We start from the raw sequence: 25,287 nt of genomic DNA, 5'->3' as shown, positions 1-25,287 counted from the left end.
GGGGCTGGCTCAGGGCTTGCGGGGCGCGGGCAGCAACCGCACGGCCAGGGCCGCGGCCGCCGTGCCGGTTGCCAGCCAGGTCACGCCGGCCCAGCCCCATTGCGCCAGCGAGAGCGCGCCGAGTGCCGAGCCCGCCGCCATGCCGATGAACATGCTGGTGAACAGCACCGCGTTCAGCCGGCTGCGCGCGCCGGGCTCGATGCCGTAGACGATGGTCTGGTGCGCGATCAGCGTGGCCTGCATGCCGAGGTCGAAGCCGACGGCCGCGAGCGCCAGCAGCCAGAGCTGCGCATGCGGCGTCATCAGCGGCGCGAGGCCCATCGCGGCGAACGACACAACGGCCAGCCCCGCGCCCAGGCGCGTCACCAATTGAGGCCCGCGCCGGTCGGCCAGGCGCCCGGCCAGTGGTGCCGCGAGTGCGCCCGCCGCGCCGGCCAGGCCGAAGGCGCCGGCCGCGGCGCTCCCGAGGTGGAAGGGCGCGCCGTGCAGCATCACCGCCAGCGTCGACCAGAACGCGCTGAAGCCCACCGCCAGCAGCGCCTGCGCCAATGCGGCGCGGCGCAGCGCGCCATGGCGCGACCACAGCGTGCCCAGCGAACCGAGCAGCGCACCGTAGGCCAGGTGCGTGGTCGCCCGGAAGCGCGGCAGCCCGCGCCAGGCGGCCGCACCGATGAGCGCGATGCTGGCCGCCGCCGCGATGAACATCGCGCGCCAGCCGAAATGCTCGGCCACGAAGCCGCTCACCACACGCGACAGCAGGATGCCGAGCAGCAGTCCCGTCATCACCGTGCCGACGGTCTTGCCGCGCGAGGCTTCGGGTGCCAGCGCGGCGGCGGCGGGCACGATGTCCTGCGCCATCGTGGCCGCGAGGCCGATGGCGAGGCTGGCCGCGAGCAGCACGCCGATCGACGGTGCGGCGCCGGCCACCAGCAGCGCGGCGCAGAGCGCGGCGGCCTTGATCAGCACGATGCGGCGGCGGTCGAAGCGGTCGCCCAGCGGCGCCAGCAGCAGGATGCCGAGCGCGTAGCCCAACTGCGTGAGCGTGGGGATGAAGCCGACTGCGCGGGGAGAGGCGCCGATGTCGGCGCCCAGCACGCCGAGCATCGGCTGCGCGTAGTAGAGCGACGCCACCGACAGGCCGGCGCCGGTGGCCAGCAGCAGGACGAGCGAGGCCGGCAGTGCCTGGCCGTCCGGGGCAGCGCCTGGGTGGGCATGCATTGTTTGAATGGAAGACATGGTGATAACCCTTGTTTTTCTGGCTAGGGGCTGAAATGTGCTCCTCTAGGGAGCGACTTGGTAGCCCCGCGGGTCGCACAATGTCTATACGAGATGCGCATAAAGAGCGAAGAAATGCCCCATTCACCCCCGGCCGCCGACCGCATCGAGCTGATGCAGACCTTCGTCCACATCGTCGAAGCCGGCAGCCTCTCGGCCGCCGCACTGCGGATGGACGCGACCCAGCCCACCGTGAGCCGCCGGCTGCAGGCGCTGGAGCGCTCGCTGGGCGTGCGGCTGCTGCGCCGCTCCACGCACGCCATGAAGCTCACCGAGGACGGCGAGCGCTGCTACGAGCGCGCCAAGGAGCTGATCGCCAACTGGCGCGCCTTCGAGGCGGACCTGCGCGGCGTGGGCGACGAGCCCGAAGGCACGCTGCGCGTGGTGGCGCCGCATGCGCTGGGGCAGCGGCTGCTGGTCGGCCCCGCTGGCCGATTACCTGCGCGCCTACCCGCGGGTGTCGGTCGAATGGCTGCTGCACGACCGCCGGCCCGACTTCATCGCCGAGGGCGTCGACTGCGCGATCCAGGTCGGCGAGGTGACCGACACCATGGCCGTGGCCATCAAGCTCTCGGAGGTGCCGCGCGTGGTGGTCGCCGCGCCGTCGGTGCTGGAAGGGCGCAAGCCGCCCACGCACGCGTCGGAGCTGGCCGAGCTGCCGTGGCTCGCGCTGCGCACCTTCTATCGCAACGAGGTGCAGCTCACGCACCGGCCGAGCGGCGAGATCGCGCGGGTGCCGATCCGCCCCTGCCTGAGCACCGACAGCCTCTATGCGCTGCACAGCGCGGCGGCCATGGGGCTGGGCGCCTGCATCGGCTCGGCCTGGCTCATGAACGACGACATCGCCGCCGGCCGGCTGGTGCAGCTCGCGCCGCAATGGCATGCGGTGCCGCTGCCGGTGTACCTGACCTATTCGCCGGCGCGCTTCCAGCCTGCGCGGCTGCGCCGCTTCATCGAGATGGTGCGGCTCGCGCTGGCCGATCCGACCGGCCGCGCCTGGGAGGTCAAGGCGTCGTCGTCTTGATGCCGCAGCCGCCCAGCACGAAGGCCACGAGCTCGCGCGCGATGGGTTCGCGGTCGATCGGCGCGTCGGGCGGCAGGCCGAGCATCACGCGCGTTTGGATCGCGTAGTCGGCATAGCTCTGGGTCATGGCCCAGATGTGCATGAGGAGGATGCGCGCATCGAGCGGACGCATCTGCCCGCGCGCGATCCAGCCGTTGATGATGTCCACCTTCTTCTGCGTCCAGGCCCGGGCGTTGGGCCAGTAGCGGTCGAGGTTGCGGCCGCCGTCCAGGATCTCGCGGGTGAAGATGCGCGACATCTCGGGGCTGTCGATGGCATGGTCCAGCTTCTTCCGGATGTAGTCGCCCAGCACGGTGGCCGGGTCGCTTGAGTCCTCGAACGAGAACACCACCTTCCAGGCGTGCAGCACCTGCATCAGCAGCTCTTCGTAGAGCTCTTCCTTGCCGGCGATGTAATAGTGCAGCTGGGGCTTGGTGAGGCCGGCGCGCGCGGCGATGGCCTGGGTCGAAGTGCCCTTGAGGCCATGCAGGCTGAACTCGGCGACCGCCGCGGTGCGGATGGCGGCCATGATGCGCTCGCGCCCCGGGCGTGCGCGCGACAGCGGGCCCTCGGGGGCGGGCATTTCCTGGGCGGTGGAGGAGGGCAGGGCGGCGGTGTCGGAGGTCATGCTGGAGATTGCGGCGTGGCGCCCGGGCGATGGTAATCCTTGGCGCATGGCCGCATGCCGTGCCGGCATGGCCGCGGGGCGCAGGCGGGCATGGTTCATGTATCTTCCTCGCCGCTTCCAGAATTTCACCTCAGACCAAGGAGTCTTCCATGTACCTTTCCCCCCGTTTCCGGGCCTTCGCCGCGGGCGCCGCCCTGCTTGCCGCCAGCGCCATCGCGCAGGCCCAGCAGGCGCTGCCCAACGTGGTGATCCTCGCCACCGGCGGCACCATCGCCGGTGCCGGCGCCTCGGCCGTCAACAGCGCCACCTACGCAGCCGCCAAGGTCGGCGTCGACAAGCTCATCGCCGGCCTGCCCGAGCTCTCGAAGGTCGCCAACGTGCGCGGCGAGCAGGTGTTCCAGGTCGCATCGGAAAGCCTCACCAACGACAACCTGCTGACGCTGGCCAAGCGCGTCTCGGCGCTGTCCAAGCAATCGGACGTCGACGGCATCGTCATCACCCACGGCACCGACACGCTGGAAGAAACCGCGTACTTCCTCACGCTCACCGTGCACACCAACAAGCCGATCGTCGTGGTCGGTTCGATGCGTCCCGGCACGGCTCTCTCGGCCGACGGCGCGCTCAACCTGTACGACGCGGTCAACGTGGCGGGCAGCAAGGACGCCGTGGGCAAGGGCGTGCTGGTGACGATGGGCGACAACATCGACAGCGGCCGCGACGTGAGCAAGAACGTCAACATCAAGACCAGCGCGTTCTCCAGCCAATGGGGTCCGCTGGGCATGATCGTCGAGGGCAAGAACTACTGGTTCCGTGCACCGGTCAAGCGCCACACCATGAACTCGGAGTTCGACATCGACAGCATCAATGCGCTGCCGCCGGTCGAAATCGCGATGGGCTATGAAGGCGTGTCGTCGGTGGCCATCGACGCGATTGCCAAGAGCGGCGCCAAGGCGCTGATCCATGGCGGCACCGGCAACGGCTCGGTGGCCGACCGCATCGTTCCGAACCTGCAGAAGGCGCGCACCGATGGCGTGATCGTGATCCGCAGCTCGCGCGTGCCCGACGGTTTCGTGATCCGCAACGCCGAGCAGCCCGACGACAAGTACGACTGGGTGGTGGCGCACGACCTGCGCCCGCAGAAGGCGCGCATCCTGGCGATGGTGGCCTTGACCAAGACCAGCAACACCAAGGAACTGCAGCGAATCTTCTGGGAATATTGATCTCCCCCAGGCTTGCTCGCTTCGCGTAGCCTCCCACCCCCCTTCCGGGGGCAACACCTGCGGCCCGGCAAAGCCGGTTCCGCGGTGTTTCTGGCGAAGACGCCGAAGCGATGCTCAGGCCTGCGCGCGTCGCCCTTTGCGGTGCCGCGCGTATTCCAGGCTGCTCACGCACACGAGCAGCCAGGCGAAGCCGGTCAGCAGGCCGGCCGCCACATCGCTCGCAAAATGCACCTGCAGGAAGATGCGGCTGCACGCGATGGTCAGGATGGCGCCCACGGCTGCCATGGCCGCCGGCACATGCCAGCGCGCCGGCAGCGTGCGCAGCGCCAGGTACAGCAGCATTCCGTAACTCACGATCGCGCCCGCGCTGTGTCCGCTCGGGAAGCTGTAGCTCGTCTCGAACGCCAGCCCGTGGTCATGCACCGGCCGGGCCCGCTCGAAGATGTGCTTGAGCGCAGGGTTCAGCACCACGATGCCGCCGAGCGCCAGCACCCAGCCGAGCGCGAGGCCGCGGTACGCGTGGCGCCACAGCACGGCGGCGACGATCAGGCACACCGGCGCAAGAAAGGCGAAGTCGCCCAGGTGGGTGAGCCAGCTGAACGCGACGAGGGCGGCCCACGGCACGTGGGTGCCGATGGCATCGGCCAGCGCCTGATCGGCCCGGCCCATCGAATGGCCGTCCGAGAGGTTCGAGGCGATCCAGGCGAACACGCTCGCGGCCGCAAGGATCAACAGGAAACCCGCCGCGAGCCCGAGCGCGATGCGCGGTTCGCTCGGCTCCTCGGCATCGCGGGCCTTTAAATGGCGGCGCTGCAGCGTCCAGCAGACGGCACCGGCGCCGAGCACGGACGCAATCCAGATCGAGAGAAACCAGCCGAGCGCATGGGCGCCGAGTTGCTGGGCGAGGAGAACGAGAGGCGGGGTCAGTGAGGAGGCTTCCAATGGCATGCGGCAGGACCCTAAGGGGGCGCGGTGCCGCTGGCAAGCGAAAGCGGGAATACTTTGGCGCACTCGAAGGCTTTGCCGGCGGCCGCGTAGTCCCAGCGTTCGACGCGGCAGGCGCGCGCGTCGCCGGACATGGCGAGGCGCACCACGTTCACCGAATTCGCAAAGCCGGCGCGCACGCGATGCGACACCGCCGTGCCCGCCTGCACGGCGAACGCGGTGCGCTTGCAGCCCGAGAACGCGTCGTGCAGCGAGCGCACGTAGGGCAGGTGGATGTGCCCGCCCAGGATCAGGTCGACGCCCGCTTCGGACCAGCGCGCGACCGCCCGCTCGCGGCCGTGCAGCCGGTTCGACAGGTCTTCCTCGCGCGTGACCATCACCGGCTGGTGCGTCACCACCACGCGCAACTGCGAGGGCGATGCGGCCGCGAGGCGCGCCGCCACCCGCTCGACCTGCGCGGGCGACACCACGCCGTCCGAATGCCGGTACCAGCGCGTGGTGTTCACGGTGACGACGAGCCAGTCTTCCGATTCGAATGCCGGCTCCAGGTCGTCGCCGAAGGCCTCCATGTACCGGCCGTAGGGCGAGAAGCAGCGCGCGGCGAGCTGGAACAGCGGGATGTCGTGATTGCCCGGAACGACCAGCTTCGCGGGCGCCGCCAGCCGGTCGACGAAGGCGCGCGCCGCCGCGAACTGCACGCGCGTCGCGCGCTGCGTGATGTCGCCCGACATCACCACCACCTGCGGCGCCAGCGCGTCGGCGAAACGCTCGAGCGCGCGCAGCACGTCCGGCTGCTCGGTGCCGAAATGTGGATCGGAGATCTGCAGCAGGCAAGCGCTCATTGCTTGGCCGCTTCCAGCTCGGGCGCGATGTCGGGCCGCACCAGCCACAGCGGTTCGGGCGACACGCGGAACAACAGCGGCATGTCGGCCCAGGCGATTTCGCCGTCCGTCGCCACCTTCACGCGGCGCGGCGCGCGCAGGGGGCCTGCCTTCACCGTCATCGATTCGAAGGGAAAGCTCAGCACCTGGTCGGCGCGGCCGAGCCGACCCATTGCGCCGCGCACCAGCAGCCCGGGCATCGCGAGCACCCCGACCGGCTTGAGCGCGATGGCGGCCAACTGCCCCTGCTCGGGCGCATCGGCGTGCTCGATGCCCACCTGCAGCAGTTGCAACGGGTTGTTGCCCACGAAAAGCGTCGGCGTGCGGATGTCCTTTTCCTGCCCGCGCCAGGCCATGCGCAGGTTCCAGTGCCGGTGGCGGCCGCGCATCACCGTCAAGAGGCCCGCGAAGAAGGCGATCCAGCGGCTGCGGCCGTAGCGCGCCTTGTAGGTCTCGCGCTCTTCCAGCAGCTCGGCGTACAGGCCCATGCTGGCGTTCACCAGGAAGACCCGGTCGTTGACCAGCCCGACCTGCACGGCGCGCGGCTGCTCGGCCAGCAGGATCTTCAGCGCCTCTGCCGTGTCGCGCGGAATGCCGTGGGTGCGGCTGAAGTAGTTGAAGGTGCCCTGCGGCAGCACGCCGAAGGCGCACCCGCTGCCGAGCGTGGCCTGCGCCACCGCGTTGATGGTGCCGTCGCCGCCCGCGGCCACCACCACGCCGCCCACGGCGCGGGCGCGTTCCACGGCTTCGCGCGCCAGTGCCTGCAACCGGCCAAGGCCGTCGACCAGGAAGATCCGGTGCTTGCGGTCGGCCGCGGCAAGGCCTTCCTCGATGACCTGGCGGGCCGCGGCGGTGCTCTCGCTGCCCGAACTGGCGTTGAGCACGATGAAAAACGGGGCATTCGGGCCGATGTGGGGCGGTTGCATGTCTGTGGGAATGGGGAAAGACGGGCCTGGAAGGGCCTTGTGAAGGGCTGCGGTGTGAAGGGCTGCCGCGTGCGGCCGGCCGGTGGTTGTCTCATGCCCGGCCGGGCGGCGGGAGCGGCCGGCATCCCGCCCGGCTGTGGGAGAGTTGCCCTCCGCCCGTAAAATCGTCCGCTTTCGCGGCGCATCGCCGCGCTACCGTCCAATGTCCGGCTCGTGCCGGCCAGCTTCATGTTGAACTTCCAGCAAATCATTCTCAAACTGCAGTCGTACTGGGCCGACCAGGGCTGCGCGCTGCTGCAGCCGTACGACATGGAGGTCGGCGCGGGCACCTCGCACACCGCCACCTTCCTCAGGGCCCTCGGCCCCGAACCCTGGAAGGCAGCCTACGTGCAGCCCAGCCGCCGCCCCAAGGACGGCCGCTATGGCGAGAACCCCAACCGCCTGCAGCACTACTACCAGTACCAGGTCGTGCTGAAGCCGGCGCCCGCCAACATCCTGGAGCTGTACCTCGGCAGCCTCGAAGCCCTTGGCTTCGACCTGAAGAAGAACGACATCCGCTTCGTCGAAGACGACTGGGAGAACCCCACGCTCGGCGCCTGGGGCCTGGGCTGGGAGGTCTGGCTCAACGGCATGGAGGTGACGCAGTTCACCTACTTCCAGCAGGTCGGCGGCATCGATTGCAAGCCGATCACCGGCGAGATCACCTACGGCCTCGAGCGCCTGGCGATGTACCTGCAGCAGAAGGAAAGCATCTACGAACTGGAATGGGCGCCCGGCGTGACCTACGGCGACGTGTACCACCAGAACGAGGTCGAGCAGTCGACCTACAACTTCGAGCACAGCGACGCCGAGTTCCTCTTCACCGCCTTCAACGCGCACGAGAAGCAGGCCAAGCACCTCATGACCGAGCAGCTCGCGCTGCCGGCCTACGAGCAGGTACTCAAGGCCGCGCACAGCTTCAATCTGCTCGATGCGCGCGGCGCGATCAGCGTGACCGAGCGCGCGGCCTACATCGGCCGCATCCGCAATCTCGCGCGCAGCGTGGCGCAGAGCTACTACGACAGCCGCGAGCGACTGGGCTTCCCGATGGCGCCGCGCGAATGGGTCGCGCAGATTCCCCCGAAGAAAGCCGCCTGAGCGATGACGACGACTCCCATGAACAACAAGAACTCCCTGCTGGTCGAACTGTTTGTCGAAGAGCTGCCGCCCAAGGCCCTCAAGAAGCTCGGCGACGCCTTTGCGGGCGTGCTGCGCGACCAACTCGTGGCGCAAGGCCTGGCCGAAGCCGGCTCGGTGCTCATCGCGTATGCCTCGCCGCGCCGCCTGGCCGCGCACCTCACGCACGTGGCCGAGCGCGCCGCCGACAAGGCCGTCTCGCAAAAGCTCATGCCCGTGGCCGTGGGGCTCGATGCCTCGGGCCAGCCGACGCCCGCGCTGCTCAAGCGCCTGGGCGCGCTCGGCGCCGACGCCTCGGCCGTGCCCGGCTTGAAGCGCGCGATGGACGGCAAGGCCGAAGCGCTCTTCTACGAAAGCACCGCCAAGGGCGCCACGCTGGCCGAGGGCCTGCAGAAGGCGCTGGCTGAAGCGATTGCCAAGCTGCCGATTCCCAAGGTGATGAGCTACCAGCTCGAAAGCGGCTGCGAACTGCCGGGCTGGAGCAGCGTGAGCTTCGTGCGCCCCGCGCACGGCCTCGTGGCGCTGCATGGCGACACCGTGGTGCCCATCGAGGCGCTGGGCCTCAAAGCCGGCCGTGAGACGCACGGCCACCGCTTCGAGGCGGCGGTCGATCCGGTCGTGCTGCGCGATGCGAACAGCTATGCGCTGCAGCTGCAGGACGACGGCGCGGTCATCGCGAGCTTCGAGGCGCGCCGCGCCGAAATCGCGCGCCAGCTCGCGGCGGCCGCGGTCAAGGTCGGCGGCGGCTCGGTGCCGATCGACGACGACGCGCTGCTCGACGAAGTGACCGCGCTGGTCGAACGCCCCAACGTGCTGGTCTGCAGCTTCGAGCGCGAGTTCCTCGAAGTGCCGCAGGAGTGCCTCATCCTCACGATGAAGGCCAACCAGAAGTACTTTCCGCTGCTCGACGCGTCGAGCAAGCTGACCAACAAGTTCCTGGTCGTCAGCAACATCAGCCCCGACGACGCGAGCGCGGTCATCGAAGGCAACGAGCGTGTGGTGCGCCCGCGCCTGGCCGATGCCAAGTTCTTCTTCGACCAGGACCGCAAGAAATCGCTGGCCTCGCGCGTCGAGTCGCTGGGCAAGGTGGTCTATCACAACAAGCTCGGCACGCAGGGCGAACGCGTGCAGCGCGTGATGCACATCGCGCGCGGCATTGCAGAGAAGCTCGGCGATGCGAAGGTCGCCGCACAGGCCACGCAGGCCGCCCAACTGGCCAAGGCCGATCTGGTGACTGACATGGTCGGCGAGTTCCCCGAGCTGCAGGGCACGATGGGCCGCTACTACGCGCTGCACGACGGCCTCGACGCCGCGGTGGCCGATGCGATCGAAGACCACTACAAGCCGCGCTTCGCCGGCGACGAGCTGCCGCGCAACAGCGTCGGCCTCGTGGTCGCGCTGGCCGACAAGCTCGAAACGCTGGTCGGCATGTTCGGCATCGGCAACCTGCCCACCGGCGACCGCGACCCGTTCGCGCTGCGCCGCCATGCGCTGGGCGTGATCCGCATGCTGATCGAGAAAGACCTCGCGCTGGGGCTCGACGCCCTGCTGCAGGACGCCGCCGCGCAGTTCAAGGACATCGCCGGTTTCGACGGCAGCAAGGCCACGGTCGAGCTGCGCGACTTCATCCTCGACCGCCTCGCCGGCAGCCTGCGCGAGCAGGGCGCGAGCGCCCAGGAAGTCGACGCCGTGCTGGCCCCGCTGCCGCAGCGCCTGGGCGAAGTGCCCAAGCTGCTGGCCGCCGTGCGCGCCTTCGCCGCACTCCCCGCCGCCGCCGCGCTGGCCGCTGCCAACAAGCGCATCGGCAACATCCTGAAGAAGGCGCCCGAGGCCGACGCGCACGTCAGCGAACTGCTGCTGCAGGAGCCCGCCGAAAAGGCGCTGCACGCCGCGATGGCCGAGGTCGTGCCCGCCGCCAACGCGCAGTTCGAAGCCGGCGACTACACCGGCTCGCTGCAGACGCTGGCCGCGCTGCGCGAGCCGGTCGATGCCTTCTTCGACGGCGTGATGGTCAATGCCGAGCAGGCCGACCTCCGGCTCAACCGGCTGGGCTTGCTGATGTCGCTGCACACCGCGATGAACCGCGTGGCGCAGCTCGAGCGGCTGGCTGTCTGACCCCTTCGACGACTTCTCCACCGGTGGCCTCGCCATGAAACTCGTCATCCTCGACCGCAACGGCACGATCAATGTGCACCGCGAAGATTTCGTGAAGAGCGACATCGAGTGGACGCCGCTGCCCGGTGCGCTCGAAGCCGTGGCGCGGCTCAACCATGCGGGGTGGCATGTGGTGGTCGCGTCGAACCAGTCGGGCCTGGGCCGGGGCCTGTTCGACATGGCTTCGCTCAACGCCATGCACGCCAAGATGCACAAGATGCTCGCGGCGGTGGGCGGCAAGGTCGATGCGGTGTTCTATTGCCCGCACAGCCCCGACGAGGACTGCGATTGCCGCAAGCCGAAGTCGGGCCTGTTCCTGCAGATCGGCGACCGCTACGGCATCGACCTCAAGGGCGTGCCGACCGCGGGCGACAGCCTGCGCGACCTGCAGGCGGGCGCGGCCGCCGGCTGCGAGCCGCACCTTTTGCTCACGGGCATGGGCGCGGCCTGCATCGGCGTGGATCCGCTGCCTCCCGAATATCCGGCGAACACGATGGTTCACGAGAACCTCGCCGCCTTTGTCGATTTCCTGCTTGCGCGCGAAGCGCGGGCTGCACTCCAGGTAGCTGTCTGATGGCGTTTATCCGTTCCGTTCTCCACGCACTCTGGATGCTTGTCACCGTGGTGCCGTGGGGCATCATCATGTGCGTCAGTTCGATCTGGAAGCGCGGCATTCCGCTCTACTGGATGGCCGAGCAATGGCTCAGCTGGGCCATCGGCGGCGCGCGTGTGTTGCTGGGCATCAAGACGCGCGTGACCGGCATGGAGAACCTGCCGACCGACCAGCTCGCCGGCGCGATCCTGCTGGTCAAGCACCAGTCCACGCTCGAGACCTTCCTCATGCCGACGCTGATGCCGCATCCGCTGGCCTACGTGTTCAAGAAGGAACTGATCTACGTGCCCTTCTTCGGCTGGGCGATGGCGCGGCTGGACATGATCCACATCGACCGCAGCCAGCGCGCGCAGGCCTTCAACAAGGTGGTGAACCAGGGCCGCAAGCTGCTCGCGCAGGGCATCTGGATCATCATGTTCCCCGAAGGCACGCGCATTCCGCGCGGCCAGAAGGGCACCTACAAGAGCGGCGGCACGCGCCTGGCCTGCGAGACCGGCGTGCCGGTGATTCCGATTGCCGTCACCTCGGCGAAGGTCTGGCCGCGCAAGGCGTTCATCAAGCGGCCGGGCGTGGTCGATGTGTCGATCGGGCCGGCGATCTCGAGCGTGGGCCGCAAGCCCGACGAGCTGATGCGCGAAGTCGAAGCCTGGATCGAAGCGGAGATGCACCGGCTCGACCCCGAGGCGTACCGCTAGAAGCTGGAAGGAACAGAGGGCACCAGATGCAAGGTCTGCTGCAGTTCACCATGGACCTGTTCGAGGGGCTGGGCAGCGAGTTCGCGCAGCCCGAGCCGCCCGCGCCGCGCCCGAAGAAGGTCCGCAAGGCTGCGCCGCCCGTCGTGACGCCGGTGCCGGTCTCGCCGGAAGCGGAGGTTCAGAACATCGGCCCTGCGCTGCCCGCGATCCCGCTGCGCGACACGCTGACCCTCGCGAGCTTCATCCATCCACAGGCCACGCGCGAACTGGTGCTGGGCTCGGCGCGCGTGGCTTACGAATTCAAGCGCGGCAAGCGCAAGACCATCGGTTTTCTCGTGGGCGCCGACGGGCTCTCGGTGCGCGCGCCGCGCTGGGTCGCGCTGCGCGATGTCGATGCCGCGGTGCGCGAGAAGGCCGACTGGATCCTGCGCAAGCTCCAGGAAACGCAGCAGCGCCATGCGCGCGTCGAAGCCACGCGCATCGAGTGGATGGACGGCGCTGCGTTTCCGTTCATGGGCGGGCCGGTCGTGATCCGGCTCGATCCGAAACATGGCTTTGCCAGCGTCGGCGGCACGCTCGACGAGGCCGAGGTCGCGGGCGGTCCGCGCATCCTGCGGCTGGCCGTCGCGCAGAACGCCGAGCCCTCGCAGATCCGCGATGCCGCGCAGGCCTGGCTCATGCGGCAGGCGCGCAAGCTCTTCATCGAGCGGCTCGACCATTTCGCGCCGCTCTTGGGCGTGCGCTGGCAGAAGCTGTCGCTGTCGAACGCCGCCACGCGCTGGGGCAGCGCGAGCGCTGACGGATCGCTTCGCCTCAACTGGCGGCTCATTCACTTCCGCCTGCCGGTGATCGACTACGTGGTGGCGCACGAGCTGGCCCATCTGCGCGTGATGGACCATTCGCACCGCTTCTGGGAAACCGTCGAGAGCGTGGTGCCCGACTACGACGTGCTGCGCCAGCAGCTCAAGGACGAAGCCGTTCCGCGCTGGAACTGACGCTGCGCACCGTGCGCGCCGTTTATTCCTTGACCGACCCGGTCATCCCCGACACGTAGTACTCGACGAAGAACGAGTAGATGAACGCCACCGGCAGCGAGCCCAGCAGCGCGCCGGCCATGAGCGGCCCCCACTGGTACACGTCGCCCTGCACGAGCTCGGTCACCACACCGACGGGCAGCGTCTTCACCTCCGACGACGAGATGAAGGTGAGCGCGTAGATGAACTCGTTCCACGACAGCGTGAACGCGAAGATGCCCGCCGAGATGAGCCCCGGCACCGCCAGCGGCAGCACGATCTTCACGAGGATCTGCCAGCGGCTCGCGCCGTCGATGAGCGCGCACTCTTCGAGCTCGGCCGGGATCGAGCGGAAGTACCCCATCAAGAGCCATGTGCAGAAGGGAATGAGGAAGGTCGGATACGTGAGGATCAGCGCCCAGCGCGTGTCGAAGAGGCCGAGGTTGAACACCACGTTCGCGAGCGGAATGAACAAAATCGACGGCGGCACCATGTACGCGAGAAAGATCGAGAGCCCGACGTGCTTCGACCCCTTGAAGCGCAGCCGCTCGATGGCATAGGCCGCGAACACCGAGGCCGCGAGCGACACGAAGGTCGACACCACCGACACCAGCACCGTGTTCCACAGCCACTGCGGGTACGAGGTCTCGAACAGCAGCTTGTAGAAGTGCGAGAGCGTCGGGTTGATCACCCAGAACGGATTGCCTTCGCGCGAGAGCAGTTCGGCATCGGGCTTCACCGAGGTGATGGCCATCCAGTAGAACGGGAACAGCAGCACGATCAAGAAGACCACGAGCGGCAGGTACACGGTCACCGCCTTGCGCGGGATCGTGTCGAGGTAGCTCATGCCGACGGTGTCGACCTGGCCGGCATTGCTCATTGGAAATTCCTCATTTGTCCGATCCCCCCTGCTGCCACGCGCGGCGCTGCAGGCCGAAGAAGCTGAACATTACGCAAGCCAGCAGGAACGGCACCATCGCGATCGCGATGGCCGCGCCTTCGCCCAGCGCACCGCCCGAAATCGCGCGCTGGAACGACAGCGTGGCCATCAGGTGCGTCGCATTGAGCGGGCCGCCGCGGGTGATGACGTAGATGAGCTGGAAGTCGGTGAAGGTGAACAGCACCGAGAAGGTCATGACCACCGCGATGATCGGCGTGAGCAGCGGCATCGTGACGTGGCGGAACTGCTGCCACGGCGTCGCGCCGTCGATGGCGGAGGCTTCGTAGTAGGAGGGCGAGATCGTCTGCAGGCCCGCGAGCAACGTGATCGCCACGAAGGGCACGCCGCGCCACACGTTCGCGATGATCACCGCAATGCGCGCGTTCCACTCGGAGCCGAGGAAATCGATGTACTGGTCGATGAGCCCCATCTTCACCAGCGCCCAGCTGATGATGGAGAACTGCGAGTCGTAGATCCACCAGAACGCGATCGCCGAGAGGGCCGTCGGCACGATGTACGGCAGCAGGATCACCGCGCGGAAAAAAGTCTTGAAACGGATGTTCCGGTTCAGCAGTATCGCGAGCCACAGGCCCAGGAAGAACTTGAACACGCTCGCCACGGTTGTGTAGAAGAGCGTGTTGAAGAGGGCGAGCCGCGTCACGGCGTCGCCCCACAGGTACTCGTAGTTCTCCAGGCCGATCCACTGGCCTGCGCGGCCCACCTTGGCGTCGGTGAAGCCGAGGTAGGTGCCCAGGCCGAGCGGATAGGTCAGGAAGAGGAGCAGCAGCACCGCCGCCGGCAACATGAACGCGAGCCCGAGCGCATTGCGGCTGTTCTGGAACCTGGCGAGAAGTGTCATGAGCGGGCTGCTTCGGAAGTTGAAGGATCGGTCAGACCTTGTAGTAGCGCTCGGCACGCTTCTGCGCGCGCTCGGCGGCTTCCTTCGGCGTCTTCGATCCGCTCGCAGCCTCGGCCACCATGTTCGGAATGATGAAGTCCGCCGCCGCGCCGGCCGACGCGTAGCCCAGCTTGCCGTCGTAGCCGCCCGGGCGCAGGTTCTTCACCGAGTCGCGGTAGGGCATGTTCTTCGGGTCCGAGGTCCAGATCGCGCTGTTCTCGTAGAAGCGCAGGGGCTGCGCCACGTAGCCGCCGCCGCCTTGCAGCCACGGGTCGAACTGCTCCTTCTCCATCATGAAGCGCAGGAACTCCTTGGCCGCCTGCGGGAATTTCGTGTACTTCATGACCATCTGGTTGAAGAACAGGTGCGACTCCGTCGGCACGCCGACCGGGCCGATGGGGAACACCGCGTGGTTGATGTCCGCGGCCATTTCCTTGATCTTGGGGTCGGCGGAATTCTTGGCGGCGTAGTAGACAGAGATGCCGTTGTTGGTGACGCTGATCTGCCCGTCGAGAAAAGCCTTGTTGTTGTTCGGGTCCAGCCATGAGAGCGTGCCCGGAATGAAGTTGGCGTAGAGCTCCTTGCCGTACTCCAGCGCCTTCAGCGTCTCGGGGCTGTCGATGACCACCTTGTTGTTCTTGTCGACCAGCTTGCCGCCGTGCGACCAGATGAGCCAGTTGCACCAGGTGCTGTCGCCGGTCGCGTTGCCCAGCGCCATGCCGCCGGGCGTGCCCTTTTCCTTCAGTGCCTTGTAGAGCTTGAGGAAGTCGTCGGTGGTCTTGGGGAAGGTCGCGAAGCCCGCGGCCTTGACCATGCTCTCGCGGTACACGATGAGCGAGCCCGAGGCGCCCAGCGGCAGGCCCAGCCACTTCTTGCCGTCGGGGCGCATGAAGGCTTCGCCGGCCGGATACCAGCCGCCGTATTTCTTGCCGAGGTATTCGGCCAGGTCCGTCACGTCGAGCAGCTTGTCGGGATAGAGGTTGGCGTCGTCGTTGGTCGACAGGATGATGTCGGGGCCCGCGCCCGTGTTGGCGGCCACAGCAGCCTTCGGGCGCACGTCTTCCCAGCCTTCGTTGTCCACGCGCACTTCGACGCCCGTGGCCTCGGTGAACTTCTTGACGTTGGCCATGTAGGCATCGATGTCGCCCTGCACGAAGCGGCTCCATCGCAGCACGCGCAGCTTGGCGCCCTTCTCGGGCTTGAACGTCAGGTTCTGCGCCTGCGCGAACGGTGCGAACAGGGCGCTGCCCGTGCCGACAGTCGCGGCAGCGGCAACGCCGGCCGAACCCTCGAGAAACCTGCGGCGATTGAAATCACTCATGAGCTGTCTCCTTCGTTGTAAACGGACCGGTGTGAACCAAAGACAAGGCGAACAAGGCGAGAAATCGGGCGAGCTCAGGCGACCAGGCGCAGGCCGCTTTCGGCATCGAACAGGTGGGCGCGCGCAAGGTCGGGCAAGAGATGGATCGTGCTGCCCGGCGCGAAGTCGTAGCGCTCGCGGAACACGGCCGAGAGCTCGGCGCCTTCATGCCGGCACGCGACGAAAGTGTCCATGCCGGTCGGCTCCATCACCACCACGCGCGACGGAATGCCGCCGCTGTTGCCGAGCGTCAGGTGCTCGGGGCGCGTGCCGTACACGACCGGCTGGCCATCGGTGCCGCCTGCGTGAAGGGGCGCATCGAGCCGCGTGCCGTCGGGCAGTTCGACATGCGCGGCACCGCCCGCGCGCCGCAGCGTGCCGGGCAGGAAGTTCATGGCCGGCGAGCCGATGAAGCCCGCGACGAACTGGTTCGCCGGATGGTCGTACAGGTCCAGCGGGCTGCCGGTCTGCTCGATGCGGCCGTCGCGCATCACCACGATCTTGTCGCCCATGGTCATGGCCTCGATCTGGTCGTGCGTGACGTAGATCGACGTGGTCTTCAGGCGCTGGTGCAGTTCCTTGATCTCGCTGCGCATCGCCACGCGCAGCTTGGCGTCGAGGTTCGACAGCGGCTCGTCGAAGAGAAAGACCTGCGGATCGCGCACGATCGCGCGCCCCATCGCCACGCGCTGGCGCTGTCCGCCCGAGAGCTGGCGCGGATAGCGTTCGAGCAGCGGCGCGAGCGCAAGGATTTCGGCCGCGCGCTGCACCTTGCTGTCGATGGTGGCCTTGTCCATCTTCGCCAGCGAGAGGGCGAAGGCCATGTTGTCGCGCACCGTCATGTGCGGATACAGCGCGTAGTTCTGGAACACCATCGCGATGTCGCGTTCCTTGGGCGGCAGGTCGTTCACGCGGCGATCGCCGATGCGGATCTCGCCGCCGTGAATCTCCTCCAGCCCCGCGATCATGCGCAGCAAGGTCGACTTGCCGCAGCCCGAGGGGCCCACCAGCACCGTGAACGAACCGTCGGCAATGTCGATGTCCACCCCGTGAAGGATGGCGACTTCGCCGAATCGCTTCTTGACCGCCTGAATCGTGACACTGGCCATGCAAGGAGTCCTGACAAATCGCGGGAAGGGGAGCCGAGCGACACGGAGACCTCCGCATCGCAGCCCGCGCAGTATCGGCACTCGTTTTTGAAACCGGTATCAGGGCAAACCGGTACGAGAAAATCCCGGTTGACTTGTATGATGACCCGATAACAGCGCTCCAATTTTCCGCAGTCGTGCAGGCCTCCGCCCTCTCAGAACCCTTTCCCCTGGTCACGGATCGCCTGTCCGACCGCCTCGCATCCCGGCTGGCGGCGCAGATCGAATCGGGCGCGCTGCGGCCCGGCGATCGTCTTCCCACCGAACAACAGCTCGCGGCCTCGCACGGCGTCTCGCGCACCGTGGTGCGCGAGGCGGTGCACCAGCTCAAGTCGCAGGCGCTGGTCACTTCGCGGCAGGGTCTCGGCTGCTTCGTGGCGCAGGCGCCGCTCAACCGTCCGCTCGCCTTCGATCCGGCCGTGCTCGAGTCGGTGCAATCCGTCGTCGATGTGGTCGAGGTGCGCCGCGTGCTCGAAGGCGAGATCGCCGCGCTCGCCGCCAAGCGCGCAACGCGCAGCCAGATCGCGGCGCTGCGGCGCGCACTGAAGGCCATCGACACGGCCGCCGCGGCAGGGCAGGACGGCGTCGCCGAAGACCTCGCCTTCCACCGCGTGATCGGCGAAGCCACGGGCAATCCGCAGTTCCGTTTGCTGCTCGGCTTTCTCGAGCAGTACCTGCGCGAAGGCATGCGCATCACCCGCGGCAATGAAGCACGGCGGCTCGACTTCATGGAGGCGGTGCAGAACGAGCACCGCGCCATCGTCGAAGCCATCGCGGCGCGCGACCCCGTGGCCGCGCGCCATCACGCCACACAGCATCTGATCCGCGGCGAGCAGCGGCTCGTCGAAGGCGGAGTCATTACCGGCCAGCGCCGTCGCGCGGCGGCGCGCGCATTGCGTACCGCCGCACCGGTTGCCACACCAAAACGCGCGACCGGCACCACCAGCACCACCAAGAGGACAAAAAGGGACACCCCATGAAACTGTTGATCACCGGAGGCGGCGGCTTCGTCGGCTCCCGACTTGCGCGCGCGCTGCTCGCGCGCGGCACGCTGGCTGGCCAGCGCATCGAGCGGCTGGTGCTGACCGACATCGCGCCGCCGCCCGCCGACCTGCTGTCCGATGCGCGCGTCGAGGCCCGCACCGGCCCGCTGCTCGCGCAGACAGAGGCGCTGAAGACAGAAGCCTTCGACGGCGTGTTCCATCTCGCCTCGGCCGTGTCGGGTGAATGCGAGGCCGATTTCGAACTGGGCCTGCGCTCCAACCTCGACAGCACGCGCGCACTGCTCGATGCGCTGCGAGCCAACGTCGGCGCGGGCGGCAAGGTGACGCGGCTGGTGTTCTCCAGCTCGGTCGCGGTGTTCGGGCCCGACCCCTCGGTGCCGCTGCCCAAGCTGGTGGCCGACGACACGCTGCCGCTGCCGCAGACCTCCTACGGTACGCAGAAGCTGGTCTGCGAGCACCTCATTTCCGACTACACGCGCAAGGGCTACATCGACGGCCGCGCCGCGCGGCTGATGACCGTCACCGTGCGTCCGGGCCGCCCGAACGGTGCTGCCTCGTCGTTCTTCAGCGGCATCATCCGCGAGCCGCTGGCGGGCGTGGAATCGGTCTGCCCGGTGTCGCCCGACGTGTCGCATCCGATGACCTCGCCGGCGCACACGGTCGATGGCCTCATCGCCGTCTACGAAGCCAGCCGCGAGGCCTTCGGCGGGCGCGCCGCGCTCAACCTGCCGGCGCTCAATGTGCGCGTGAGCGACATGCTCGATGCGCTCGAGGAAGTGGCCGGCCCGAAGGTGCGCGCGCTGGTGCGTTTCGAGCGCGACGAGCGCATCGCCGGCATCGTGGCCAACTGGCCGGCCGGCGCCACCGCCGAGCGCGCGGCCAAGCTCGGCCTGCATCCGCACGAGAATTTCGCAGACATCATTCGCCAATACATCGCCGATTGCGCCGCGCTTCCGAATGCGGCAGAAACCCTGAAGGGAATGTCCTGATGAGCAAGAAGAAAAGCCCCAAGCCCACCTCCGAACCCAAGGTCCGGAGCGGCGCCTCGAAAAAGCCTGCGAGCGCGCTCAAGCTGCGCTCGCAGGAATGGTTCGACAACCCGGCCAACACCGACATGACGGCGCTCTACCTGGAGCGCACCATGAACTACGGCCTCGGCCTCGAGGAACTGCAATCGGGCCGTCCGATCATCGGCATTGCGCAGACGGGCTCCGACATCGCGCCCTGCAACCGCCATCACCTCGTGCTGGCCGAGCGCGTGCGCGAGGGCATCCGCGACGCAGGCGGCATCGCGTTCGAGTTTCCGATCCATCCGATCCAGGAAACCTGCAAGCGCCCGACAGCCTCGCTGGACCGCAACCTGCAGTACCTCTCGCTAGTCGAAATTCTGTACGGCTACCCGCTCGATGGCGTGGTGCTGACCACCGGCTGCGACAAGACCACGCCGGCGCAATTGATGGCGGCGGCCACCGTCGACATTCCGGCCATCGCGCTCAACTCCGGGCCGATGCTCAACGGCTGGTACAAGGGCGAGCGCACGGGCTCGGGCACCATCGTCTGGAAGGCGCGCGAGCTGCTGGCCGCGGGCGAGATCGACGAGACCGGCTTCCTGAAGCTGGTGGCGTCTTCGGCGCCATCGACGGGCCACTGCAACACCATGGGCACGGCCTCCACGATGAACTCGCTGACCGAGGCGCTCGGCATGACGCTGCCCGGCAGCGCCGCCATTCCCGCGCCGTACCGCGATCGCCAGGAGATGGCCTACATGACCGGCAAGCGCATCGTCGAGATGGTGCGCGAGAACCTCAAGCCCTCGGACATCCTCACGCGCGCCGCCTTCGAGAACGCGATCGTCGTGAACTCGGCCATCGGCGGTTCGACCAACGCGCCCATTCACCTGAACGCCATCGCGCGCCACATCGGCGTGCCGCTGACCACCGGCGACTGGGAGAAGCACGGCTACAAGATCCCGCTGCTGGTCAACCTGCAACCCGCGGGCGAGTACCTCGGCGAGGACTACTACCGCGCGGGCGGCGTGCCCGCCGTGGTGGCCGAACTGATCGCCAAGGGCAAGATCCAGCACTCGATCACCGCCAACGGCAAGAGCATCATCGAGAACTGCGAAGGCCGCTTCACCGAAGACCGGAAGGTGATCTTCCCGTACGCCAAGCCGATGATGAAGAACGCCGGCTTCCTCGATTTCAGCGGCAACCTGTTCGACTCCGCGATCATGAAGACCAGCGTGATCACGCCCGAGTTCCACACCCGCTACCTCGAGAACCCGGCCGATCCGATGGCCTTCGAAGGCACCGCCGTGGTGTTCGACGGGCCCGAGGACTACCACCGCCGCATCGACGATCCGAAGATGAAAATCGATGCGCACAGCATCCTGTTCATGCGCGGTGTCGGGCCGGTCGGTTACCCCGGTGCTGCCGAGGTCGTGAACATGCGCGCACCGGCCTACCTCCTGAAGAAGGGGGTCACCGCGCTGCCCTGCATCGGCGATGGCCGGCAGTCGGGCACGTCGGGCTCGCCATCGATCCTGAATGCTTCGCCGGAGGCGGCGACGGGTGGCGCGCTCGCGCTCTTGAAGACGGGCGACCGCGTGCGCATCGACCTGAAGAAGCGCACGGCCAACATGCTGGTGTCCGACGAAGAGTTGGCCCAGCGCCGCCAGAAGCTCGAAGCCGCCGGCGGCTACCCGTATCCGCCGAGCCAGACGCCGTGGCAGGAGATCCAGCGCTCGGTGGTCGATGAACTCTCCGAAGGCATGGTGCTCAAGCCGGCGGTCAAGTACCAGAAGATCCACGCCACCTTCGGCGTGCCGCGCGACAACCACTGACGCGGCAGGAACCCCAGCCGTTCGCGCGAGAACCGCAACCGTTCGGGCTGAGCCCTGCACCGCCGTTCGGGCTGAGCTTGTCGAAGCCTCGCGCGGCGCTTCGACAGGCTCGGCGTGAACGGATTTATTTTCAGCCCGAACGGCTTTTTATTTCCGCAAGCTTCAGGCGCTCAGCGCGCGTGCGTCACGCCGCCATCGACGACAAGCGTGGAGCCCATCACGTAGTCGCCCGCGCGCGATGCAAGATAGATCGCGGCGCCGGCCATGTCTTCCGGCGTGCCGATGCGGCCCGCGGGAATGCGGCCCTTGACCTCGTCGCCGTGGTCGCGCGCATCCTTGTTCATGTCGGAGGCGAACGCGCCGGGCGCGATCGCGCTCACCACGATGCGCTCTTGCGCGAGGCGCAGCGCCATGCGGCGCGTGAGCTGGATCAGCCCGGCCTTGCTGGCCGCATACGAATAGGTTTCCTGCGGGTTCACCGAAATGCCGTCGATCGAGGCGATGTTGATCACCTTCGAGAGGTGATCGGTCGCGGCCTTCTTGAGCATCGGCGTGAGCGCCTGGGTCAGGAAGAAGGGCGTCTTCAGGTTCAGGTCGACCACCTTGTCCCAGCCGCTCTCGGGAAACTCCGCGTACGGCGCGCCCCAGGCGGCACCGGCGTTGTTGACGAGGATGTCGAGCGAGCCTTCATGCTTCGCATAGGCATCGACCAGACCCTGCGCACCTTCGACCGTGGACACGTCCGCCGGCAGCGAGACGCAGTGGCCGAAGGCCGAGAGCTCCTTGGCGGTCTGGTCGCAGGCGGCAGCCTTGCGCGCCGAGATGTACACGCGCGCGCCCTGGGCCAGGAAGCCCTCGGCGATCATGCGGCCGATTCCGCGCGAGCCGCCGGTGATCAAGGCGGTGCGGCCCTTCAGCGAGAAGAGTTGGGTGGTGTCCATGGTGCGGGTGTCTCCTGAATTGAAAGAACTTCAGGAAACGAGCTTAGTGCGGAGCGTGCCCGCGCCGCGTCACCTTGGTGCCAGCGACAGGCTCCGGGGGCTGGTGAAGCTGCGCAGGTTGCCGGTGACCGGGTCCTGGAAGGCGACCGACTTGGCCAGCAGCTGCAACGGCTTGTCGAAATCGTCGGTGTTCTCGGGCATGAGCACAGGGTAGATCGGGTCGTTCTCGATCGGCATGCCAAGTGCGAGGCAATGCACGCGCAATTGGTGCTTGCGGCCGGTGACGGGCGAGAGCCGCAGCAGCGCGCGGCCGCCTCGTATTTCTTGAACCTCGATGCGCGTCTCGGAGTTCGGCTCGCCCGGCTCTTCGCGCATGCGCATGAAATGCTCGTCGTCCACGAGGCGGCTGCGGTAGATGCCGGGCACCGTCGAGACGCCTTCCTGCCACGGCACCACCGCCTCGTAGTGCTTGACGATGCGGCGCTCCGGAAACATCTGCTGGTAGGCGCCGCGCGTCTCGCGGCGCACGGAGAACAGCACGAGGCCCGAGGTGCTGCGGTCGATGCGATGCAGCGGCACGAGATCGTCGATGTTCAGCTTGCGCTTGAGCCGTACGAGCAGGCTTTCCTGCAGGTACTTGCCCGTCGGTGTGATGGGGAGGAACGGGGGCTTGTCGGCCACGACGAGCTCGTCGTCCTGGAACAGCACCTGCTCCTCGAAGGGGATGTGAACCTCGCCGTCGAGTGTGCGGTAGTAATAAACACGCAGCGGCGATTCGTAGCGGCGCTGGATGGTGACGGGGATGCGGTGCTCGTCGATCACGTTGCCGGCCGCGATGCGTTCCAGCCATGCGTCGCGCGTGATCGCGGGGAAGCGTTCGATGAGGAACTCGGAGATGGTCGGCCAGGGTCCGTACGGCAGGCCGACGCAGCTCGGGCCGACGCCGTCGCGCGTGGGCAGCGGCGGCGTCTGGCGGGGGCGGCTCACGATGCGGCTTCCTGTTGCAGCACGCGCAGCGCTTCGTCGAACGACGGGCGCGCGGCGACGTCGGGATGCATGCAGCGATCCTTCAATGCGGACATGGCGGCGGGCGGCGCATCGGTGCAGCGTTCGAGCAGTTCTTCGAGCAGGCAGCCGAAGGCGCGCATCTCCAGGCGCTGCAGGACCGTGGTTTGGCTGCTATCGAGCGAGCCCGTCATCCAGCCCGCGCCGAAGTCGCCGAGCCGGCCGCCGCCTTGCGCATTCCACAGGATGTTGTGCGCGTAGAGATCGCCGTGGAGGATGCCGCGTGCGTGCAGGTGCTGCATGGCGGAGGCGATGTCGCTTGCGATACGCAGCGCGATATCGGCGGTCCATTTCGCGTCGTCCGCATAGATGTCGCGTGTGCACGATGCGAGGCTCGGTGGTCCCGCCAGCGTGCGGAAGGAGGGCGGCACCAGCGGCATCACGAGGCCCTCTGTGCCGTCGGGGTGGCCGTCGATGCGGCTCTGCGCGGCGATCAGCGTCGGGTGCGCGCCGGCCGCGATGCAGGCGGCCATTTCGCTGTGCGGCCAGCCATCGCTGGTGACCGCGCCCTTGAAGAGCTTCACGGCCACGCCCTGCTGCAATGGCCCCAGCGTGGCCTGATGGATCACGCCCGACGCACCTTCGCCGAGCTTCTTGCCGAGCGCGAGATCGCGCCAATCGACATGCGGCACCGACTGCGCGGTCATCGCGGCGTCCTCGGCTTGCGTATCGAACGGATTGCCGGCGGCGGCAAGCCACGAAAGACGCGGCAAGGAGAGCAGCCACTCAGGCAGCGCATCGAAGCGGTTCGCGGAAATGCGCAGCAGTTCGAGCCGTTGCAGCGCAGCCATCGAATCCGGTAGCCGGCTCAACCGATTACCCGCCAGCATCAGCTTCTGCATCCGCGTGCAATGGCCCAGCGTGTCGGGCATTTCCTCGATCTGGTTGTCCGTGAGGATCAGCCAGCGCAGCGAGGGCGGCAACGCAGCGGCCGGCACGTGCGCGATGCGGTTGGCCTTGAAGCCGACGATGTCGATGCCGTGGCACCCACCGATGGATTCGGGCAGTGCCGTGAACCGGTTGTCGGAGCAAAAAAGCACCCGCAGCTTGCCCAGGCGCGCAAGGTCATCGGGCAGCGCATCGAGCGCATTCCCGGAGAGATTCAGTGTTTCGAGCGAATCGGCAAGGTCGAAGATTTCGCGCGGGAACTCGGTGAGTCCGCACGAGAGATCGAGCCTGGTGGCGCCTGCCAGCCGACCCGCGCGCAGCTCGGCCAGTGTGTCCATCCGTCGAGTCTAAATCCCTGGTACGCCGCCCCGGAGATTTCGAAACATGACGAAAGCGATGGATTCGCGCCGAGGGCAAGGCGCAAACCGCAGCGATACCTGTAGGTATCGCGAGGATTTGCAAAGCCGCCATCAGGGCGAAGACGCGCTTTCGTGTTTCGAAATCTCCGGGGCGGCGTACTAGCCCCGGGGGCCGAAGCGGTAGACGCCGTCCTTGCCCAGCTCGCGCTTCACTTGGCCCGAGAACCACAGGAGGTGCAGGTGCGCCACCGTCTCGCCCATCGCGAAGGTGATCTGGTGCAGGTCGAGCTCACGCTTGAAGAGGATCGGCAGGCCCTCGGCCGCCGTCAATGCGCGCGCAGTGCAGGCTTCGAGCAGCTCGGCCAGCCGGTCGCGGTGGTGCTCCTGCAACTGGTCCACGCGCCGGTGGATGCCGGTGAACGGCTTGCCATGCGAGGGCAGGCCCACCGTGTCGGCCGGCAGCGCCTTGAACTTGTCGATGCTGTCCAGGAAGAGCCGCAGCGAATTCGCCTCGGGCTCGCCCGCGTGCACGCTCACGTTGGTCGAGATGCGCGGCAGCATCATGTCGCCGCCCAGGAGCAGCTTCTGTTCGTCGCAGTACAGCGCGATGTGTTCGGGTGCGTGGCCGTAACCGCTGATGCAGCGCCACGCGTGCCCGCCGATGGTCACGATGTCGCCGTCCATCATGCGCACGTACCGGTCGGGCACCGACGGCACCATGTTCGCGTAGTAGTTGGTGCGCGCGCGGATCTTGGCGATGCCCACCGGATCGCTCATGCCGTGCGAGGCGAAAAAGTCCGCCGCCGCATCGCCACCCGCGAGCGTGTCGCCGGCGGTGCTCAGCACGCGGGCCACGTGGTAATCGGTGGCGCTGATCCAGAGCGGCGCATTCCAACGTTTGCAGAGCCAATCGGCCAGGCCGATGTGGTCGGGGTGCATGTGGGTGACGATCACACGCAGGATCGGCAGGCCCTCGAGTTGCGTCTCGAAGATCTGCTCCCATTGTTTGCGCGCCTCGTCGTGCGAGATGCAGCAGTCGACCACCGTCCAGCCTTCGACGCCGTCGATCGTGTCGCGCAGCAGCCAGAGGTTGATGTGGTCCAGCGCAAAGGGCAGCCGCATGCGGATCCAGCGCACGCCCGGCGCGACTTCCAGGGCTTCGCCGGGGCCCGGGCAGGGTGTCGCCCAGGGTGTAGTGGAGTTCGCGTTCGAGGAGGTTCATGTAAGATTGACGTTTACGTAAACGTCATGTG

The 25,287-nt window shown here is 67.6% G+C and carries 21 protein-coding genes and 2 pseudogenes; 10 read left to right on the top strand and 13 right to left on the bottom strand.

Features of this window, described 5'->3' with window-relative positions:
* Positions 1-9: 9 nt before the first annotated feature.
* Positions 10-1,236 carry an MFS transporter gene (locus QF040_RS20880; RefSeq protein WP_429612641.1) on the bottom strand — a complete coding sequence of 409 codons (1,227 nt, stop codon included), beginning with the start codon at positions 1,234-1,236 and terminating at the stop codon, positions 10-12.
* Positions 1,237-1,350: 114 nt separating this feature from the next.
* Here QF040_RS20880 and QF040_RS20875 point away from each other — a divergent pair.
* Positions 1,351-2,299 (top strand): annotated as a pseudogene (locus tag QF040_RS20875) (LysR family transcriptional regulator).
* Here the strand turns inward: QF040_RS20875 and QF040_RS20870 are convergent.
* The gene (locus QF040_RS20870; protein WP_429614680.1) at positions 2,280-2,966 is read right to left on the bottom strand and encodes a TetR family transcriptional regulator C-terminal domain-containing protein; all 687 of its coding nucleotides are present in this window, start codon (positions 2,964-2,966) and stop codon (positions 2,280-2,282) included. The pseudogene QF040_RS20875 and the gene QF040_RS20870 sit on opposite strands and share 20 nt — an antisense overlap.
* Before the next feature lie 149 nt (positions 2,967-3,115).
* Here QF040_RS20870 and QF040_RS20865 point away from each other — a divergent pair, with 149 nt between their 5' ends.
* Positions 3,116-4,186: an asparaginase gene (locus QF040_RS20865; protein WP_429612640.1), complete on the top strand. Its 1,071-nt coding sequence runs from the start codon at positions 3,116-3,118 to the stop codon at positions 4,184-4,186.
* Between the two features lie 114 nt (positions 4,187-4,300).
* Here the strand turns inward: QF040_RS20865 and QF040_RS20860 are convergent, their stop codons facing one another.
* Genes QF040_RS20860 through QF040_RS20850 form a run of 3 tightly spaced genes read right to left on the bottom strand, consistent with a single transcriptional unit; the run spans position 4,301 to position 6,938 of the window.
* Positions 4,301-5,134 carry a phosphatase PAP2 family protein gene (locus QF040_RS20860; protein WP_429612639.1) on the bottom strand — a complete coding sequence of 278 codons (834 nt, stop codon included), beginning with the start codon at positions 5,132-5,134 and terminating at the stop codon, positions 4,301-4,303.
* Between the two features lie 11 nt (positions 5,135-5,145).
* A complete protein-coding gene (locus QF040_RS20855) occupies positions 5,146-5,973 on the bottom strand; it encodes a metallophosphoesterase family protein (protein WP_429612638.1) in 828 nt (275 codons plus the stop codon).
* Positions 5,970-6,938 carry a diacylglycerol/lipid kinase family protein gene (locus QF040_RS20850; protein ID WP_429612637.1) on the bottom strand — a complete coding sequence of 323 codons (969 nt, stop codon included), beginning with the start codon at positions 6,936-6,938 and terminating at the stop codon, positions 5,970-5,972. Before QF040_RS20850 ends, QF040_RS20855 begins: the two co-directional genes overlap by 4 nt.
* A 228-nt stretch (positions 6,939-7,166) precedes the next feature.
* On the opposite strand from QF040_RS20850, the gene glyQ reads away from it, so the two are divergent.
* From glyQ to QF040_RS20825, 5 genes are read left to right on the top strand one after another with little or no spacing between them, the layout of a single operon-like run.
* The gene (glyQ, locus tag QF040_RS20845; protein ID WP_306881403.1) at positions 7,167-8,075 is read left to right on the top strand and encodes a glycine--tRNA ligase subunit alpha; all 909 of its coding nucleotides are present in this window, start codon (positions 7,167-7,169) and stop codon (positions 8,073-8,075) included.
* Between the two features lie 18 nt (positions 8,076-8,093).
* Complete coding sequence (gene glyS, locus QF040_RS20840) at positions 8,094-10,229, top strand: glycine--tRNA ligase subunit beta (protein WP_429614679.1); 2,136 nt, start codon at positions 8,094-8,096, stop codon at positions 10,227-10,229.
* 34 nt (positions 10,230-10,263) lie between these two features.
* Complete coding sequence (gene gmhB / locus QF040_RS20835; protein ID WP_013543748.1) at positions 10,264-10,842, top strand: D-glycero-beta-D-manno-heptose 1,7-bisphosphate 7-phosphatase; 579 nt, start codon at positions 10,264-10,266, stop codon at positions 10,840-10,842.
* The gene (locus QF040_RS20830; protein ID WP_013543747.1) at positions 10,842-11,576 is read left to right on the top strand and encodes a lysophospholipid acyltransferase family protein; all 735 of its coding nucleotides are present in this window, start codon (positions 10,842-10,844) and stop codon (positions 11,574-11,576) included. Before gmhB ends, QF040_RS20830 begins: the two co-directional genes overlap by 1 nt.
* A 26-nt stretch (positions 11,577-11,602) precedes the next feature.
* Positions 11,603-12,571, top strand: coding sequence for a M48 family metallopeptidase (locus QF040_RS20825; protein WP_429612636.1), 969 nt, complete (start codon positions 11,603-11,605; stop codon positions 12,569-12,571).
* 22 nt (positions 12,572-12,593) lie between these two features.
* On the opposite strand, the gene QF040_RS20820 is transcribed toward QF040_RS20825, so the two are convergent.
* The 4 genes from QF040_RS20820 to QF040_RS20805 form a co-directional block, all read right to left on the bottom strand.
* Positions 12,594-13,469: a carbohydrate ABC transporter permease gene (locus tag QF040_RS20820; RefSeq protein ID WP_013543745.1), complete on the bottom strand. Its 876-nt coding sequence runs from the start codon at positions 13,467-13,469 to the stop codon at positions 12,594-12,596.
* A 10-nt stretch (positions 13,470-13,479) separates the two neighbouring features.
* A complete protein-coding gene (locus QF040_RS20815) occupies positions 13,480-14,388 on the bottom strand; it encodes a carbohydrate ABC transporter permease (RefSeq protein WP_429612635.1) in 909 nt (302 codons plus the stop codon).
* A gap of 31 nt (positions 14,389-14,419) precedes the next feature.
* Positions 14,420-15,748, bottom strand: a complete 1,329-nt coding sequence (locus QF040_RS20810; protein ID WP_013543743.1) for an ABC transporter substrate-binding protein — start codon at positions 15,746-15,748, stop codon at positions 14,420-14,422.
* A 74-nt stretch (positions 15,749-15,822) separates the two neighbouring features.
* A complete protein-coding gene (locus tag QF040_RS20805) occupies positions 15,823-16,896 on the bottom strand; it encodes an ABC transporter ATP-binding protein (protein ID WP_429612634.1) in 1,074 nt (357 codons plus the stop codon).
* Positions 16,897-17,072: 176 nt separating this feature from the next.
* Here QF040_RS20805 and QF040_RS20800 point away from each other — a divergent pair, with 176 nt between their 5' ends.
* The 3 genes from QF040_RS20800 to QF040_RS20790 are packed head-to-tail and all read left to right on the top strand — an operon-like array spanning position 17,073 to position 20,781.
* Entirely contained in the window at positions 17,073-17,915 is an 843-nt protein-coding gene (locus QF040_RS20800) for a FadR/GntR family transcriptional regulator (RefSeq protein ID WP_429612633.1), read from the top strand.
* Positions 17,912-18,928, top strand: a complete 1,017-nt coding sequence (gene denD / locus QF040_RS20795; protein ID WP_429612632.1) for a D-erythronate dehydrogenase — start codon at positions 17,912-17,914, stop codon at positions 18,926-18,928. The genes QF040_RS20800 and denD overlap by 4 nt, the downstream gene beginning before the upstream one ends.
* Complete coding sequence (locus QF040_RS20790) at positions 18,928-20,781, top strand: IlvD/Edd family dehydratase (protein ID WP_429612631.1); 1,854 nt, start codon at positions 18,928-18,930, stop codon at positions 20,779-20,781. The genes denD and QF040_RS20790 overlap by 1 nt, the downstream gene beginning before the upstream one ends.
* 170 nt (positions 20,782-20,951) lie before the next feature.
* On the opposite strand, the gene QF040_RS20785 is transcribed toward QF040_RS20790, so the two are convergent.
* The 4 genes and pseudogenes from QF040_RS20785 to QF040_RS20770 form a co-directional block, all read right to left on the bottom strand.
* Positions 20,952-21,722 (bottom strand): SDR family oxidoreductase, encoded by a 771-nt coding sequence (locus tag QF040_RS20785; protein ID WP_429612630.1) that lies wholly within the window; start codon positions 21,720-21,722, stop codon positions 20,952-20,954.
* Between the two features lie 69 nt (positions 21,723-21,791).
* Positions 21,792-22,709 (bottom strand): pseudouridine synthase, encoded by a 918-nt coding sequence (locus tag QF040_RS20780; RefSeq protein ID WP_429612629.1) that lies wholly within the window; start codon positions 22,707-22,709, stop codon positions 21,792-21,794.
* The gene (locus QF040_RS20775; protein ID WP_429612628.1) at positions 22,706-24,013 is read right to left on the bottom strand and encodes a leucine-rich repeat-containing protein kinase family protein; all 1,308 of its coding nucleotides are present in this window, start codon (positions 24,011-24,013) and stop codon (positions 22,706-22,708) included. The genes QF040_RS20780 and QF040_RS20775 overlap by 4 nt, the downstream gene beginning before the upstream one ends.
* Before the next feature lie 180 nt (positions 24,014-24,193).
* Positions 24,194-25,256 (bottom strand): annotated as a pseudogene (locus tag QF040_RS20770) (MBL fold metallo-hydrolase).
* Positions 25,257-25,287: the final 31 nt, after the last annotated feature.

The sequence above is a fragment of the Variovorax sp. W2I14 genome, from assembly GCF_050435205.1.
GTDB classification, from domain to species: domain Bacteria; phylum Pseudomonadota; class Gammaproteobacteria; order Burkholderiales; family Burkholderiaceae_C; genus Variovorax; species Variovorax paradoxus_C.
This window is presented reverse-complemented; position numbering and strand designations above follow the sequence as displayed.

Excerpts from the sequence above, each read along its gene's own strand:
- gmhB (WP_013543748.1), top strand. The coding sequence starts at position 10,264 with ATGAAACTCGTCATCCTCGACCGCAACGGCACGATCAATGTGCACCGC.
- QF040_RS20790 (WP_429612631.1), top strand. The coding sequence starts at position 18,928 with ATGAGCAAGAAGAAAAGCCCCAAGCCCACCTCCGAACCCAAGGTCCGG.
- QF040_RS20850 (WP_429612637.1), bottom strand. The coding sequence starts at position 6,938 with ATGCAACCGCCCCACATCGGCCCGAATGCCCCGTTTTTCATCGTGCTC.
- QF040_RS20870 (WP_429614680.1), bottom strand. The coding sequence starts at position 2,966 with ATGACCTCCGACACCGCCGCCCTGCCCTCCTCCACCGCCCAGGAAATG.
- QF040_RS20830 (WP_013543747.1), top strand. The coding sequence starts at position 10,842 with ATGGCGTTTATCCGTTCCGTTCTCCACGCACTCTGGATGCTTGTCACC.
- glyS (WP_429614679.1), top strand. The coding sequence starts at position 8,094 with ATGAACAACAAGAACTCCCTGCTGGTCGAACTGTTTGTCGAAGAGCTG.
- QF040_RS20865 (WP_429612640.1), top strand. The coding sequence starts at position 3,116 with ATGTACCTTTCCCCCCGTTTCCGGGCCTTCGCCGCGGGCGCCGCCCTG.
- QF040_RS20825 (WP_429612636.1), top strand. The coding sequence starts at position 11,603 with ATGCAAGGTCTGCTGCAGTTCACCATGGACCTGTTCGAGGGGCTGGGC.
- QF040_RS20785 (WP_429612630.1), bottom strand. The coding sequence starts at position 21,722 with ATGGACACCACCCAACTCTTCTCGCTGAAGGGCCGCACCGCCTTGATC.
- glyQ (WP_306881403.1), top strand. The coding sequence starts at position 7,167 with ATGTTGAACTTCCAGCAAATCATTCTCAAACTGCAGTCGTACTGGGCC.
- QF040_RS20820 (WP_013543745.1), bottom strand. The coding sequence starts at position 13,469 with ATGAGCAATGCCGGCCAGGTCGACACCGTCGGCATGAGCTACCTCGAC.
- QF040_RS20805 (WP_429612634.1), bottom strand. The coding sequence starts at position 16,896 with ATGGCCAGTGTCACGATTCAGGCGGTCAAGAAGCGATTCGGCGAAGTC.
- denD (WP_429612632.1), top strand. The coding sequence starts at position 17,912 with ATGAAACTGTTGATCACCGGAGGCGGCGGCTTCGTCGGCTCCCGACTT.
- QF040_RS20880 (WP_429612641.1), bottom strand. The coding sequence starts at position 1,236 with ATGTCTTCCATTCAAACAATGCATGCCCACCCAGGCGCTGCCCCGGAC.
- QF040_RS20815 (WP_429612635.1), bottom strand. The coding sequence starts at position 14,388 with ATGACACTTCTCGCCAGGTTCCAGAACAGCCGCAATGCGCTCGGGCTC.
- QF040_RS20810 (WP_013543743.1), bottom strand. The coding sequence starts at position 15,748 with ATGAGTGATTTCAATCGCCGCAGGTTTCTCGAGGGTTCGGCCGGCGTT.
- QF040_RS20775 (WP_429612628.1), bottom strand. The coding sequence starts at position 24,013 with ATGGACACACTGGCCGAGCTGCGCGCGGGTCGGCTGGCAGGCGCCACC.
- QF040_RS20855 (WP_429612638.1), bottom strand. The coding sequence starts at position 5,973 with ATGAGCGCTTGCCTGCTGCAGATCTCCGATCCACATTTCGGCACCGAG.
- QF040_RS20860 (WP_429612639.1), bottom strand. The coding sequence starts at position 5,134 with ATGCCATTGGAAGCCTCCTCACTGACCCCGCCTCTCGTTCTCCTCGCC.